Below are 15,900 nucleotides of genomic sequence, written 5' to 3'. Positions count from 1 at the left end.
GCATAGGATAAGCGGCACATTAAGCGGTGCCGCCATAGGATATTTTTAACGCTGGAAAGGATAAATAGCACCAAGGGAAAGGATTTGTGTCAGATCATCAAGTGCGGAGCGGGATTCATCAACCAGCTTTGGATCGGCCAAATCAACTTCTGTCAGCTTATCCCTATAATGCTTATCAACCCATTGATTCAAGCGCTCAAAAAGCCTGTCATTCATTAATGTTGCCGGATTCACCGCCTGGCGTTCTTCATCAGTCAAAACGACACGTAAGCGAAGACATGCTGGACCGCCACCATTAGCCATGCTTTGTTTAAGGTCGAAAACCTCAACCCGATCAACACCTCGATTCTCAGCAACTAATTGCTGCACATACGTCCAGACTTTGCCATTTTCCCGGCATTCATCAGGCAAGACCAAAATGGTCTCTCCGGACGGCAGAGACAATAGCTGAGAATTAAACAGATAACTTGATACTGCATCATCAACAGAAACGGCACTGGTCGGCACTTCAATGATATTAAAATCATCGCCCATTTTATCTATCAGCTCTTCATAAACTCCGTGCCGGTTTAAAAATGCCTGCTCATGACAAAACAGGATGTCCCTGTTCCCCACCGCAATAACATCGTTGTGAAAGACACCTTGATCGATGACATCCGGGTTCTGCTGTGCCAGCACCACATTATTGCGATCCAAATGGTGCAAGCGAATAACAGCTTCACACGCTTCATAGGTATGTCGGGCCGGAAACTTTTTCGGTGACGGAAAACGACTATCAAACGCATGCCGACCGTATACAAATAACTCTACCCCCTGTTCACCATATTCCCGGCAAAAACGAGTATGGTTAGCGGCACCTTCATCACCAAAATGTTCAACTGATGGCAAGGCTGGATGGTGAACAAAATGCTTTGAATCAGCAAAAGTGGCTTTAAGGATCCGCCCGGTAACTTCATGCTCTATCGAACGATGGAACTTATTGGTCAAGTTTGCCGGGGTAAAATGGACTCTTTCATCAGAGGTATCAGCAGACGGCGATACTGTCGCGGCATTCGCAGTCCACATACTGGAAGCAGAACAACATGCAGCCAGTACCTTAGGCGCCTGTTTAGCAGCCTGCTCAATAACTGATTGGTCACTTCCGGTAAAACCAAGCTGACGCAGCGTTTTTATGTCAGGCCGCTCTTGAGGAGCCAGTACGCCCTGCACCATCCCCATATCAGCCAGCGCCTTCATTTTGGCCAGCCCTTGCTTTGCAGCCTGCTTCGGATTTGACGGGGCATCTTTGTTAATCTCAGAAGCGACATTACCAAATGATAATCCACTATAATTATGAGTAGGGCCAACCAACCCATCAAAGTTTGCTTCAAGTGCTTTCATAGACATTCCATGTTTGTACTTCGCCACAGATAACATTAGGTTTACATTTTCAACAAGCGTAGTACAAATAACCCATTCAATAGAAATGGTAGGCTTTAGTCATGCTAGTTCCGCATGCCTATGCAAACACCAACTTACAGATTACTGATGACCTTCCTGAGCTAATCGCTTATAGCACCGATCGGACACAAAACGTTGACCTCTCTATCAGCGATAATGAACACCGAACTCAAACACATATTTACCCATCTTAAAATCAAAGAAAGCCAATCAATTACTGACTGGCTTTTTTTGATTCTGTGTACTTGATCAACAATCAGAGTTTTTGAAAGCTAGATATCCCACTCAATAACATGCCCTTCATCGTAGACACCATCACTGTATGCAGGAGTGAAGTTAATAAAGATGTTTTCCTTACTGATCGGTATTGAGCCGGCAATGGTATTTGCTATCAACTCCAGCATCTGAGCAATTTCCTCTTCAGTATTGAAGTTGGGTGCAACCAAATCTACCAATAATGGATGAGCTGTTTCCGATTGATAGTCAGCCACTTTTCCATTGTGAATATAGTGAGACTTAGAGAGGTATTCCCAGGTAACCATGACATGACGTTCTTCAATGTTTCCGGCATTCGAAATCGCCTCAGACAACGCAGAAAGTGCCTGATTAACAGCAACATCTTGTTTAAATGGCAGTGATTTAATACGAACTAAAGGCATTTTTCACTTCCTCCCTTTAACCACAATAAGCGGGCACTCAGTAGCTTCAACATCATTTCTGTTATTAGCCTAGTGAAAGAGTCAACCGTTTGGATATCTCATAACTAAGAACAATCAAACTCATTCGAGAAAGTGATACATAAAAAAAACACCTGCGATTGCAGGTGTTTATACGTATCGCTAAAGCCAACTAATTGCAGCTCTTGTCCTCACAACATGGATTGACCACTCGTTCTGCACATGTATAAGGCTCAATGTGGATAATCACATCCACCACTTCATCAATTTGCGCAAGAATATGTGATTTGAAATTCTCACTGATGGTATGAGCATGATCAACACTCATCGCCGGATCTACCAGTAAATGGAAATCCAGCAAAATAGTACTGCCGGTACGACGGCTACGAATCGCATGCACTTCACGGATATCCTTGTCCTCATCGGCATATTGCTGAATCTTAGCTTCAATTTCACTGTCAGCTTCCGCTTCAGTTAACTCCAGTAAAGCCGGCCACAAAATTTCAAACGCCGCTTTGAGGATCATCGCAGTTACAATCAGTGCCGCAACCTGATCAAGATAGTGAAGATCTGGGATGATAAAGTTAGCAATCACAGCCACAGCAACAGGTAATGAACTCAGCGCATCCGAGCGATGGTGCCAGGCATTGGCATGCAAGGCCCTGCTATTAATCTTCTTAGCCTGAACCACTGTCCAGCGATACAACACTTCTTTAACCAGGATCGAAGCCAACGCAGCAGCAAAAGCCAGCATTCCAGGTGTAGTGCTAGAAACATGTCCAATCGAATTAATTGAATCCCAACCAATACCAACACCGACAATCGCCAGCAATACACCAATGAATATGTTTGTCAGAGTCTCAAAGCGCCCGTGACCATAGGGATGCTCTTTATCTGCCGGCGCAGTCCAGTAACGAGAACCAATCAAAATCGCGGTATCTGTTACCAGATCCGAAAAACTGTGAACACCATCAGCAACCAGTGCCTGACTTCCTGTAATTTTACCGACAGTGATTTTCAACAGGGCCAAACCAACGTTTGCTATAGAACCGACCCATGTTGCTTTCTGAATAACTTTTACCGGTGTCTCTGACATCTTCCTAACTCGCTATTTCATTTGCGAATATGATACCTGAATAATGCCTGTGACATGAACTATTCAGCCTGGCTGGCTACCGACTTACTGTAACAGGGGCAGTCTGTCAGATGATCATTTACCATACCCACTGCCTGCATAAAGGCATAACAGATTGTTTCACCGACAAACTTAAAACCTTTCTTTTTCAGAAACTTGCTCATCGCTTTCGATTCTGGTGTAGAAACCGGTATCTGAGACATTTCCTGCCAGTCATTGTTTACAGGCTGGTGATCAACAAACTGCCACAGTGCCGCTGCCAGGCTGCCATACTCTTCTTGCAATGCCAAAGCAGCTTTGGCATTACTGAATACTGAGTTGATTTTTCCACGATGCTTAATTACATCAAAATTCTTAATTATCTCTTCTGTACGCTCTTCACCATAATTTGCCAGACGGAGCAAATCATAATCATCAAAAGCCTGTCTGTAGGCATCTCTACGCTTTAAAATGGTGTACCAACTCAAGCCAGCCTGAGCACCTTCCAACGTCAAGAACTCAAAAAGATAAATGTCATCCTTACTGACAATCCCCCACTCTTTATCGTGATAGTCTCTTTCCAACGGCTGATTCATCGCCCAGGCGCAGGTTTTTATTTCGGAATTTGTCATCACTTGTACTCTATTTTTTATGCCATCCGTGCATTGAAATATAAAATTAATTTACGCTCATCATAATAAATAAAAATGCTTTACCAATATTTTATAACACAAATAAAAGAGCAGGTTCTCTCATTGATTTAACAATAATCAACCAAGTCAATTCAACAACTCACAATTTGAAGCCAATTGCAATCAGGCTTAATGATATTATCTTTTTATGCTTCTTGTGAATGCAATCGTTAAAATTTATTTGCCACACATCACTGAATAAATGAAATGAAATTTTTCCGTTTATAAATTACGGACAAAACCCAACAGTGATCACATTAATTAAAGAAATCTACTGAATTAAAATTGAAAAATCCTTCCTTCATTTCATAATAGGAACCATCAATACAGCGCTATTGATGAAAACAAAAAAAGGACTTTTATGAGACATATTGCCGATTTTATCGAGCAGCTTGAAAGGGGAAAGGACCCTTTCAATATCTGGGTTTACTCCAGTAATGGTCATTACAGTCAGTTTGGCAATCAAGGAAATACACGACGTGCACCTAGCCTTCACAAGGCTCTGGAAAAGCATCTACAAATCGTCGTTGAAATGAATGACGATGCAAGTGATGATGCCTTTCTTTTGCTGCCTGAAGTACATGCGGTTGTACCAGTCAATTTCCATGGAGGCAAAGTATACTCACTGACAGGACCAGTTGCAGCATAAGCACCTGCAATCATATTTATCGGTTTGAACAATGATCAAGAACGAATCCGGCTAGGTAAATTCCCTCATTTACCGATAAATAAAGCTTAAATAATAAAAACAGACCTAAGCTGGTCTGTTTTTTTTTACCGAAAGTAATTACATGCAAAATTTAAAATGATTACATGATTAAATCGGAATGTAATTTAGCTCGGCATATAAAACAAGTATCTTATAATAATTCACTAAACAATTTAACTTTGATTAATTCTTTTCGATAATCAATGTTGGCATTATTATCCTGACTCCATCTTTACAGGCAGAATTTCCATCTTCCCACCCCTGTTCAAATCGTGTGCCTTGTTTATCTAATGTTATATCTCGCATATAAACCATATCAGGCACACCTTTGGTACTTAAGGCGCTTTCACATCCCTGGTTGTAGCCATAATGATAAATACTGTCATATTCCACATCGCTAACATACTCTTCAGGAAACAGCTGATAATTTTCATAGTCTGAACTGCTGCAACCAAATACACCAAACGTCAGCATTACAATTACAATCAGTCTGCGATTCATTCTTTCCGGCTCCTTTCACCATGCCCGACACAGAACTTACATAAGAATGTTCAGAACACTTCTTTGATACATCTAGTCTAGACAACAAGTTGAACCAAGACTGACTCTTTCCCAACTCTTTTGAAATCCTGTGAGAATGGCAACAAAACTCTTCAGCTTCCATTAACGAGAGGGGCAGTGTTCAACTGTAACCTGCAATTAAAAGCAAAAAGGCCGCATTGCTGCGGCCTTCCTGTATACAAACAAAGCTACTTATTGAGAGCAGCGTTAAAGCGCTCAAAGCCCTTCTCCAGATCGCGGATCAAATCATCAGGATCTTCCAAACCAATATGGAGACGCAACAACGGACCGGCAAAGTCTTTTTTCTTAGCTGTCCGTATTGAGTTTATATTTTGATTAGCAAGGATCAGGCTTTCAAAACCTCCCCAGGAGTAACCCATGCTGAAATGCTCCATGCCATCCAGGAGAGCGGTCAGGGCTTCGGTATTTCCACAGTTCAGTACAGCTGAAAACAAACCATTACACCCTTTAAAATCCCGCTTATAGAACTCATGTCCTTCACCGCTTTCCATTGCAGGATGGCGAACATGATCAACCTCCTGACGTTCAGCAAGCCAGCGCGCAACTTTCAAGCTGTTTTCTTCATGCTGTTTCAAACGAACGCCCAATGTACGCAGGCCTCGCATTGCGAGATAAACATCATCCGGTGAGGTACACTGCCCCATCAGGTAACTGTATTCTCGCAGCTGATCCCAGCAACGTTCATTCGCCGTTGCCGTACCCAACATTACATCAGAGTGACCAACAATATATTTCGTCGCAGCCTGAATCGAAATATCAACACCATGCTCAAACGGCTGGAAATTGATTGGCGAAGCCCAGGTGTTATCCAGCATCACAACTAAGTCGTGTTCATGGGCAATACGGGCAAGTGTTGGAACATCCTGAACCTCCATTGTAATAGAGCATGGCGACTCAAGGAAAAGGACAGTGGTATTAGGACGAATCAGCTCTCTAATCTCTTCACCAATCATGGGATCGTAATAGGTTGTTTCTACTCCCATTTTGTCCAGAATCTTATCGCAGAAGTCTCGGGTAGGTTCATAAACCCCATCAACCATCAGGATATGATCGCCGGCTTTGACGAAAGACAAAATAGCGTTAGAAATAGCGGCTGTCCCACAGGGATACAACGCACATCCCACTCCACCTTCAAGCTCCACCATGGCTTCCTGAAAAGCAAAGTGGGTATTCGTACCACGGCGACCATAAAACAGCGCCTTGTTGGCCCGGTTTGCCGTGGCATGTTTCATCTCCTCAACAGAGTTAAAAACAATGGTTGATGCACGGCTAACCGGTGGATTGACCAGATGCTGAGTCCATTTCTTCGAACGCCCGGCAGTTACAATTTTTGTATCTAATTTCTTTTCCATAATTTACCCAAACTTCCTTTTTTCACTGCATGCTAAGAAATTAACACAATAAGTAGAAGCTCGGGTAGCAGGGAAAGTCATAGTGTAATTGCAGCAACACGAGCAGCAGCTGTGATTGGTTGATGCCGACGAGGCTCTGGCATCTTAAACTCAACTGCATTAGGTGCAATCATCTCGAGATGCGCACGATAGTTCAGACAGGCCCGCATCACTTCCATATTGTCGGCCACCTTCGCAGTTAATACCGCTAACAGAATTGCCTTGTATGCAAAATGACGATGCAGATCAATTGCCACATCAACCGAGCTATGTTTAGCCCCTTGAGTACGCAGCACCTGAAAGACCTGCTGATTTGAATGCAGCTGAAAAACATTTTGATTTATTTTTTTCGCCCGGCGGATCATATTGCGGATTTCGCGTCGGTTAACCGGGTTACTGCAACTATCATCAGCGCTATTGTTCAGGTAAGACTGATGCAAAGGCGAAACAACCCCTTCCTGACTTGGTAAGCTCAAAAAGATAATGTCTTCGTAATCATCACCCAATGTTTGAAAGATACCTCTGGTTTGAGAAACATAGCCACGGTTTAACAAACAATTAATCGCTTTCAACCCGGAAAGATACTGCACTAACAATGACAGCATCATTTCAGGAATTATCACCTCGGGACTGTCCTGATTTTCATCAGTTACAGAAGACGTTTCCTTGCGCTCTTCAGAAGAAGGAAGCAAAGCCTGCACCTGAAATTCCAAAAATTGAAGGATCTGATGGTTAAGCTTCATTTCTGTATCGTACATAATACTGCCCTTGTCATTTACCAGTGTATGAAGTTGATGCTTTGCTCCAACTGAAGATAAATACAATAACAACGCCTACCATTTTCTACTTAACATCCCTGCCACAGAAGGCATGCTTGTGATTGCGATCTCATCTCGTTAGCAATCTTTCATTTTTTTGATGACAAATTGTTTAAAATTTGCTTACTCAAAATATTTACATCACACAAAGTATTGCAACAAAATCTCAACTCTTCCAATTAATGGATGTATTAATAACAATAAAGGCCGCATGAGCGGCCTTTATTGTTGGAAAGAGAACGACTTATGGTTCTTCTATCACGGGTTGTTTCATGTAGTGCTCAGCACGTAAGCCGAACATTTCCGGCAGCGATGTACCAACAGAAACGGATGACCAAGTACCGGTAATGATGCCGATAAACATAGCAATAGCAAAACCTTGCAGCGGACCACCACCCAGCAGCCACAACGCACCGACGGTGATCAAAGTGGTACCAGAAGTCACCAATGTTCGCGAAATGGTAGCCTGTATCGCTTCATTGTTGATTTCATGAATTTGCTTATGCGGTTTGGCAATCAGCAACTCACGAATACGATCTGCAATGATGATCGAGTCATTCAGTGAATATCCCAGAATTGCCAGAATTGCCGCCAGAACCGTCAGGTTGAATTCCATCTGGGTTGCAGCAAAAAAACCCAACGCAAAAATCACATCATGCGCCAATGCAAACAAAGCACCAGATGCCAGACGCCACTCAAAGCGATAACTCAGATAACCCAGAATACAAAGCACAGCCACCAGCAAAGCCAGTCCTCCCTGCTCCGCCAGTTCTTGGCCAACTTGCGGGCCGACAATACTGGTATTGAGAACCGTAACATCAGTTTTCAATGGCGTAAGTAACTGCTCAATTGAAGGCATCGCCTCTCCATTTTCCGGCATTGCATAACGCAGTACCCAGCGGCCCGGTTCACCCGCCGAAATAACGCTAACATCCTGATGTAATCCGGCATCAAGCAGTGGCGTAATTTCACTGCTGGTGATCACAGAATCAAGGCGAATTTCACTGACAACACCTCCGGTAAAATCCAGTCCCCAGTTTAGTCCTCTGACTGAAATCATCAGAATAGAGCCCACCATCAGTAGAACAGAGACAACACTGGTAAAATGGCGCCACTTGGTTGCATTTTTCTTATTAATAAACATGGCTTTAAATCCTCACTTCACGAGATGCGTCACGTCCCCAAATCAGATTAATCATGGCTCGGGAAGCAAAAATACCGGTAAACATACTGGTTAACAGGCCCAGCCCTAATGTCATGGCAAACCCCTGAATCGGGCCATTACCAATGGCATAGAGCACCACAGCTGTGATCATTGTGGTGAAGTTAGCATCGAAAATGGTGCTGAATGCGCTGCTGAAACCACGGTCAATCGACTGAGCAAAACTGCGACCTTCTTTGAGCTTGTCCTTAATCCGCTCGAAGATCAGCACATTAGTATCAACAGCCATACCCACGGTCAGTACTAATCCGGCAATACCCGGTAGTGTCAGCACTGCCCCAGGGATCATTGCCAACAAACCGAACAACATCACCATGTTCATTACCAAAGCAACATTCGCCACCCAGCCCAGACGGCGATACCAGAAAGCCATAAACAGCAGGGTCATTCCCAAACCTAATCCAAGCGCGGCAAAACCATTCTGGATATTTTCTGCCCCTAGTGTCGGGCCGATTGTTCGTTCCTCAACGATAGTTACCGGCGCTGTCAATGAACCGGCTCGAAGCAACAATGCCAGCTCCTGAGCATCCTGAATTGATCCGGCACCTGTGATACGGAAGCGGTTACCCAGCTGGCTCTGAATTGTCGCTACGCTAATGATTTCGCTGGTTTGTTTAGCGTTACCTTCGGTATCACGACTGTATTCACTGAATGCCGTTGCCATCGGCTTACCGATATTCTGACGGGAAAAATCGGACATGATATTACCGCCGGCATGATCCAGAGTAATATTCACTTCAGCCATACCCATCTGGCCAAAGCTGGCGCGAGCATCAACAATATGATCACCGCCTAAAACCGGTTTACGGGCAACGCGAACCGGCTTGCCTGACTTATCCGGGATTTCCATTGTGCTTCCGGTACCCGGTTGCTTAACCGCATAAAAAGCAAGGCTGGCAGTTGCACCGATAACATTTTTTGCTGCAGCAGGATCCTGAACACCTGGCAACTCAATACGGATACGGTTTTCACCCTGACGCTGAACCAGCGCTTCAGTAATACCCAGCTCTTCAATACGGCTACGCATGGTTTGCAGATTTTGCTGCACTGTCAGATTACGAAGTGCTGTTTTCTCACTCTCTTTCAGAGTCAGTTTCACCCCATGACCCGAAGCATTGGTAACCTGCCACTGCGGATAATTTGTACGGATAAAGTGACGTACTTTGCTGTTAGCTTCTGCATCAGCAAGGCGCACATAAAGAGCATCGACACCCGAAGTTTCAACACGAGCACCACGAATGCCATCCTGACGGAACTGCTGACGTAATTCATCAGTCAACTGTTCGCCTTGAGCCTTGAAAACCTGATCCACATCGACATCCAGCAGGAACTGAACACCGCCTCGCAAATCAAGTCCCAGCTTAATCGGTGCAAAACCAAGGTTCTGAAGCCAGGAAGGAGCGGCAGGTTCTAATGCCAGTGTCAACTGTGACTTATCACTGACAACCTCAGCTAATGAAGCTCTGGCCGACGTCTGTTGGCCCTCATCTTCCAGAACAACCACGGTTTTGTCGCCCTGCTGCTCAATGCGCTTAGCTGTAATGCCGTTATTTTTGAGGTGTTGCTGCAAGACAACCGCAGACGGAACAGTTTCACCTTTCGCCGCAATCTGCACCGCAGCATCTTCACCGTACCAGGTCGGAATTGCACTTAGCAACATGACAAACAGAGTCACCACCAGTACGACATATTTCCACGTCGGGTAGTGATTGAGTATTCGTTGATTTTTGGTCTTTCTCATCTTATTACGCGCCATATTCACCCTCCGTTTTTAGCACTAGAAGGTAATGGAATAGATCTCCGGCCACATCAACACCAAAAGCTATAAGCTAACACTAATAAATGTTGATACTGAGAACCGGTCTGAAACGAACATGCGGGAGTACTGGTTATAACCAGAGCCCTTATGTCGGGATTTATTTCAGGGAAGTCAGTGCCTTGCCGATTTAACAGCAATTCACCGGATCAGGCGCGCAACAGGCGATGATGATAGATGGTGAAGGTGAGGTTACTTTCTTTCCAACCAGATACCCTGCTTACCGTAGGGTTGGTATTGAGTACCCAGTTCAGGTTATCGCAAAAATCGACACTGTATCCTTTCTCGAAACTCGGGACAGGCTCTACTGGCAGCTCAATAGCAAGTTGGTAATACGGTTGGACTTCTTCCGGATCATGGCGCATCAGATTCGCCATTCGCGTGGAATTAGTCAGGGCAAGATCATAGTCGTGAGACGAGTTGGAATGTTGCTTCTTGGACTTTGGTGATGACTGCAAAGGGAAGTTCCAAACCGGAGGCTCAGCATCAACACTCTTCAAAATACTGTCAGAATTAGCATAAACATCTAACTGTGCCAACGCAGAATCAGACTTAGCCACGCTGACGACTTGCTGAGCCAAGTCAACAGGCACGACCGATACAGGATCGGAACCATGAGTTTCCGCATGGGAAAACGAAGCCGCCCCCAAGCAGATCATCAACAGCAGTGTTCGTATAAACCTGATCAACATAACTCAATATCACCAAAGAGAATCAAAGGCATAATATGACCAGCTGAGATCATTCACAAGAAAAACTTGCGCTGAATCACGTTTTTTTCGTTGTTCATCCAATATCAATCGTGAGCTCCCATCTTTTTGCAGAGCGAGAGTTATATTGCTCTAATAGAACACTGGACACAAAGAAAACAAGGCTCTGAAAAAATGAGCTTGAATACAACACAGTTAGAGAGGGAAGCAACACAATGACTGTACACAAAATAGCATTCATCGGATTAGGGACAATGGGCTTCCCTATGGCCGGGCACCTTGCTAAGGCAGGCCACCATGTCACTGTCTATAACCGAACCACCGCTAAAGCAGAACAATGGACAGAACAATACTCAGGTAAGGTAGCGCTTACACCAGCCGAAGCCGCAAAAGATGCCGACTTCGTCTTTAGCTGCGTCGGTAACGATGACGATCTGCGCGAAGTATATAAAGGAGAAAACGGTATTCTTACTACCGTCACAAACGGCGTGGTTCTGATCGACAATACAACAGCCTCTGCTGAAGTCTCACGTGAGATTGCCAAAGCAGCTATGGAACAAGGGGCAGAGTTTCTGGATGCACCAGTATCCGGTGGTGAAGCCGGAGCCATCAATGGCTGCCTGACAGTCATGGTCGGCGGCAAACCTGAAGTGTTCGAAAAAGCCAAGCCAGTTATCGACTGCTTTTCCAAAGCAGCAACGCTGATGGGCGATGTGGGTTACGGACAAATAACGAAGATGGCGAATCAGCTCTGTATTGCAGGTATTCTGCAAGGTCTTTCGGAAGCTATTACGCTGGCGAAATCTGCCGGACTGGATATTGAACAAATGACGGAAGTGCTGAAGCATGGTGCTGCCGGTTCATGGCAACTGGAAAACCGCGCTGTAACTATGGCTGAAGATAAATTTGATTTCGGCTTTGCCATCGACTGGATGCGCAAAGACCTCGGAATTTGTTTTGAAGCGGCTGAAAAGCTTGGTGTTGAGCTACCTTTGGCAAAGCAGGTTGATGAAAAATATGCTGAACTGCAACAACGTGGATTTAGTCGTGCCGATACTTCAGTGCTGATCAAACAGTTCGACAAATAAGAAACATGAGCTATTGCCCCGAGATGTTATTCGGACATCTGTAATTCAGGCGTTAAAAAGCGGCCAATTTACCGGCCGCTTTTTTGTTCGCAGCTTAGTAAATTCAAACTGCCCTATTTATTATCAACCTGGCCGTCGCAGTTATTATCCAGCCCGTCTCGGCTTCGAGGACCTTTCTCATTGCGTCCTGGATAAACATCTGCATTATTGTCGTCGCAATCGCCCTGCTCTACGCAATAACCGTCACCATCCATATCCGTACAGGTTGCTTCTCCGCTGTTACTATCATCTCCACCTGAATCACCTCCACCGGATGATGAGTCACCTGCAGTCCAGTTCAATGCCTGATAACCCTGAATAAGCCCATGACCGTAGGTACTGTCATAACCGGTACTACCTAAGTCCATGGCGCTGGAAGTAATCGCCTGCTTTACATCAGCCGGAGCAACACCATTTGCCAGTAACATAGCCGCCAGCGCACTCACATGCGGTGCCGCCATAGACGTTCCCTGGAAAAAGTAATACCCCCAGACTCCGTCACTACCAAAAGTTTCCTGTAAGACACCATCTGCAAAGCCATCACCGTTTTCATCAGCACTGGTATTTCCTCCGGGTGCCACGACATCAAGCCCTTTACCCCGATTTGAATAGGATGCCAGCGAATTATTAAAATCCGTAGCTCCGACCGCTATTACACTCGGATAAATAGCAGGATAACTTACATTTTTTCTAAAGCCATCATTACCCGCCGCAGCGACAACGATAACCCCATTACTTTCAGCATAATCAAGAGCAGCATCCATGATTGGATCATTTGTCAGCCCGGAGCGAGCACTTACCCCTAGGCTCATATTGATTACACCAGCCCCGTTATCGACAGCGTAATAAATCCCCTCAGCGATATCCGCAAAAGTTCCCGAACCGGTATCACTCAATACTTTTACTGGCATCACACAGCTGGCATAAGCCAAACCGGCAACCCCTACTTTATTACCGGTCGCTTGAGCAATAGTGCCCGATACGTGAGTCCCGTGACCATCGCCATCAGTCGGATCGTTGTCATTATTGACGATATCCACCCCTGTTTTCTGGCCACTGTCATTTGTATCGATACAACCAATGCCATCATTACCGCCTTCGCGCAGACCGGTATCCAGAACAGCAACAGTGACACCATAACCATCACTTGTTCCCCAGGCCAAATCAGATTCAATATGATTAAAATGCCATTGATAGGTATTGTAATAAGGGTCATCCACAAAGTGGCTGGCAATATAGTTCTTACTGGCTCGCTTTCCTTTGGCTTTGAATGCCGTTAGCTGACCGTTTTCCTTGCCCGGCTCAACTTTAACAATCGAGACCCCGGATCCGGGATAGTAGCGCAACACTTTGGCATCACCGAGTTCTTCCGGCGAAGCCTGAACAAGTACCTGACCCGAACGAAAGTTCGGTTCTGCATGCACTGTAAACGCTGTGGTCAGAGCAAAAAAGCACAACCCTGAGCGCAAAAAAGGATGGACTGAGAATGATTGACTGGACACGTGAATACCTCTGCTACTGTTATTTTTCATAATTGTAGTAGAGGGTTTGCGTCTTAATAATAAAGATGTGAATGTGTCTTTTTTATGCTACATGTCGGAAATGAACTTGTACTTATCTGCATACATAGATGGTCAAAAAAGTGAAAAAATAGCCTGCCAAAGTCTGTCATCAGCTTCTTGTTTTGCTTCATTCTCTCGCATAGCTTCGCTTGTAGGCTCAAAACCAGGATCGTATGGTGTCACTGTTGGTGATGAGTAAATATCAGGTGATATGTAAAATGAAGGCTCGGTCGACTCTGATAAACGTGTTCCCGAATTATCGCTCCCCATCATCTCTCCGGAATACTCCGACACTAAGTTACTATTCGCTAATGTCTTATCATTTAAGAATGTGTCTGCATTGGCCTTAACCGACATGAAACAAGCAAAAGACAAGACTAAAATCTTACGCGCAATCACTATTACTAACCATCCGCTCAACTAAGTAGAAGTCGTAACCTTAACATAATAAAACATCGTTTTATATGGTTACAGCTCTCTGAGGACTTAGCCGCTGCACTTACGATAATCCATAAAAAAACCGCCACTAAATGGCGGTTTCGTGTTGAATCTATTTTATTGATGATGCAATTACAGGCCTACGAAAATACCTGCCAGCGCCGCACTCATCAGGTTAGCCAGAGTAGCAGCCAAAACTGCTTTAATACCCAGGCTTGCTACATCACCGCGACGCTCTGGAGCCATTATACCGATTGAACCAATCTGGATAGCGATTGAACCAATATTTGCAAAACCACACAGTGCAAAAGTAATGATAACCTGGCTTTGAGCTGTCAGTGCTTCTTTCACATTTACGAAATCAAGGAAAGCAACGAACTCATTCAGAATCAGTTTCTGACCGATGAAAGAACCAGCCTGAAGCATTTCCGATGCAGGTACACCAATAACGAACGCCAGTGGAGAGAATACGTAGCCAAGGATTGACTGCATAGTCAGGCTTTGCATCCCGAACCATTCACCTACAGTTTCCAGACCAGCGTTTGCCATAGCAATCACACTCACGAAAGCAATCAGCATAGTACCGATAGCAACTGCAACTTTCATACCGTTCATTGCACCCGCAGCCAGTGCATCGATCGCATTACTGTGATCACTCTTTGCCATTTCGATGTCGGTTTGTTCCACGGCAACGCTTTGCTCAGGAACCAGAATCTTCGCCATCATCAAACTACCCGGAGCAGCCATGAAGCTTGCGGCAATCAGGTACTTAAGCTCAACACCCAGGCCAGCGTAACCACCCAGTACACTACCCGCTACAGATGCCATACCACCCGTCATCACAGCGAACAGTTCTGAACGCGTCATCTGTGGTAGGAATGGTTTCACCAATAGTGGAGATTCGCCCTGAGACAGGAAAATATTACCTGTGGCTACCAATGATTCTGCACGGCTGGTTTTCAGTGCTTTCTGAATACCGCCACCAATCACTTTGATGACCCATTGCATCACGCCAAGATAATAAAGAAGGGAGATAAGAGCACTAATGAAAATAACGAGGGGAAGAACGCGGATGGCAAAAATAAAACCGGAAGTAGCTAGGTCACCGAATAAGAATTTAATACCTTCATCCGCAAAACCCAATACGCTGGCAACACCACTACTCATGGCTCCCAGCATCTTCTGCCCCAACGGAACATAAAGAACCAAAGCGGCAAAACCGGCCTGTAAGAATAAGGCCCCGCCAACTGTACGCCAGTTGATCGCTTTACGGTTCTCAGATAACGCCCAAGCGCATACTACCAGCACAAAAATACCGGCCAAACTAATTAACAACTGCATTATTTCGTCCTGCTGCGTTGATTTAATCGATTGTCGAAAAATGAAGGTATTACTGCGTGCTGCAATAGGAGAACAACTGCTTTTGGAGAAAAAGCGAAACAGGAGGGCTCTGAACTGGAACGTTCAGAAAATATGTGTTTGTCCGTCCATATGTACAACATACAAGTCACCTTGATAACAAGCTAAATTAACGCCGGTCCAACTCCGTGGGTCGTTCACATTCCATGGTGACAGCTTGTAACTAAGGTGGCTGAACTCAGT

15 protein-coding genes are annotated in these 15,900 nt (G+C 44.9%); 2 read left to right on the top strand and 13 right to left on the bottom strand.

The window, feature by feature from the left end; genetic code table 11:
• Nucleotides 1-45: 45 nt before the first annotated feature.
• From astB to C942_RS06655, 4 genes are all read right to left on the bottom strand, one after another.
• Nucleotides 46-1,380 carry an N-succinylarginine dihydrolase gene (gene astB, locus C942_RS06670; protein ID WP_007463886.1) on the bottom strand — a complete coding sequence of 445 codons (1,335 nt, stop codon included), beginning with the start codon at nt 1,378-1,380 and terminating at the stop codon, nt 46-48.
• Between the two features lie 332 nt (nt 1,381-1,712).
• Entirely contained in the window at nt 1,713-2,099 is a 387-nt protein-coding gene (locus C942_RS06665) for a hypothetical protein (protein WP_007463885.1), read from the bottom strand.
• Nucleotides 2,100-2,289: 190 nt separating this feature from the next.
• Entirely contained in the window at nt 2,290-3,213 is a 924-nt protein-coding gene (locus C942_RS06660) for a cation diffusion facilitator family transporter (protein ID WP_007463883.1), read from the bottom strand.
• Between the two features lie 59 nt (nt 3,214-3,272).
• Complete coding sequence (locus tag C942_RS06655) at nt 3,273-3,863, bottom strand: DNA-3-methyladenine glycosylase I (RefSeq protein ID WP_007463882.1); 591 nt, start codon at nt 3,861-3,863, stop codon at nt 3,273-3,275.
• 421 nt (nt 3,864-4,284) lie between these two features.
• Here C942_RS06655 and C942_RS06650 point away from each other — a divergent pair, with 421 nt between their 5' ends.
• On the top strand, nt 4,285-4,572 hold the full coding sequence (locus tag C942_RS06650) for a hypothetical protein (RefSeq protein ID WP_036798935.1): 288 nt from the start codon (nt 4,285-4,287) through the stop codon (nt 4,570-4,572).
• 243 nt (nt 4,573-4,815) lie between these two features.
• Here C942_RS06650 and C942_RS06645 read toward each other — a convergent pair whose 3' ends face one another.
• From C942_RS06645 to C942_RS06620, 6 genes are all read right to left on the bottom strand, one after another.
• A complete protein-coding gene (locus C942_RS06645; RefSeq protein ID WP_007463876.1) occupies nt 4,816-5,133 on the bottom strand; it encodes a hypothetical protein in 318 nt (105 codons plus the stop codon).
• A 248-nt stretch (nt 5,134-5,381) separates the two neighbouring features.
• The gene (locus C942_RS06640) at nt 5,382-6,566 is read right to left on the bottom strand and encodes a cystathionine beta-lyase (RefSeq protein WP_007463873.1); all 1,185 of its coding nucleotides are present in this window, start codon (nt 6,564-6,566) and stop codon (nt 5,382-5,384) included.
• A gap of 77 nt (nt 6,567-6,643) precedes the next feature.
• Nucleotides 6,644-7,363, bottom strand: coding sequence for a hypothetical protein (locus tag C942_RS06635; RefSeq protein WP_007463871.1), 720 nt, complete (start codon nt 7,361-7,363; stop codon nt 6,644-6,646).
• A 304-nt stretch (nt 7,364-7,667) separates the two neighbouring features.
• Nucleotides 7,668-8,567 carry a protein translocase subunit SecF gene (gene secF / locus C942_RS06630; protein ID WP_007463869.1) on the bottom strand — a complete coding sequence of 300 codons (900 nt, stop codon included), beginning with the start codon at nt 8,565-8,567 and terminating at the stop codon, nt 7,668-7,670.
• Between the two features lie 4 nt (nt 8,568-8,571).
• The gene (gene secD, locus C942_RS06625; RefSeq protein WP_036799146.1) at nt 8,572-10,386 is read right to left on the bottom strand and encodes a protein translocase subunit SecD; all 1,815 of its coding nucleotides are present in this window, start codon (nt 10,384-10,386) and stop codon (nt 8,572-8,574) included.
• Between the two features lie 224 nt (nt 10,387-10,610).
• Nucleotides 10,611-11,153, bottom strand: a complete 543-nt coding sequence (locus C942_RS06620) for a hypothetical protein (protein WP_036798932.1) — start codon at nt 11,151-11,153, stop codon at nt 10,611-10,613.
• Between the two features lie 233 nt (nt 11,154-11,386).
• Here C942_RS06620 and C942_RS06615 point away from each other — a divergent pair, with 233 nt between their 5' ends.
• Complete coding sequence (locus C942_RS06615) at nt 11,387-12,259, top strand: NAD(P)-dependent oxidoreductase (RefSeq protein WP_007463861.1); 873 nt, start codon at nt 11,387-11,389, stop codon at nt 12,257-12,259.
• Nucleotides 12,260-12,372: 113 nt separating this feature from the next.
• On the opposite strand, the gene C942_RS06610 is transcribed toward C942_RS06615, so the two are convergent.
• From C942_RS06610 to C942_RS06600, 3 genes are all read right to left on the bottom strand, one after another.
• Nucleotides 12,373-13,800: a S8 family serine peptidase gene (locus C942_RS06610; protein ID WP_198287466.1), complete on the bottom strand. Its 1,428-nt coding sequence runs from the start codon at nt 13,798-13,800 to the stop codon at nt 12,373-12,375.
• 132 nt (nt 13,801-13,932) lie between these two features.
• Nucleotides 13,933-14,259: a hypothetical protein gene (locus tag C942_RS25020; RefSeq protein WP_157372572.1), complete on the bottom strand. Its 327-nt coding sequence runs from the start codon at nt 14,257-14,259 to the stop codon at nt 13,933-13,935.
• 171 nt (nt 14,260-14,430) lie between these two features.
• Complete coding sequence (locus C942_RS06600; RefSeq protein WP_007463855.1) at nt 14,431-15,639, bottom strand: NupC/NupG family nucleoside CNT transporter; 1,209 nt, start codon at nt 15,637-15,639, stop codon at nt 14,431-14,433.
• Nucleotides 15,640-15,900 lie beyond the last annotated feature (261 nt).

Source organism: Photobacterium marinum, assembly GCF_000331515.1.
Lineage (GTDB): Bacteria > Pseudomonadota > Gammaproteobacteria > Enterobacterales > Vibrionaceae > Photobacterium > Photobacterium marinum.
Note: the sequence above shows the minus strand (reverse complement) of the source record. Positions and strands in the feature narration are given on the sequence as shown.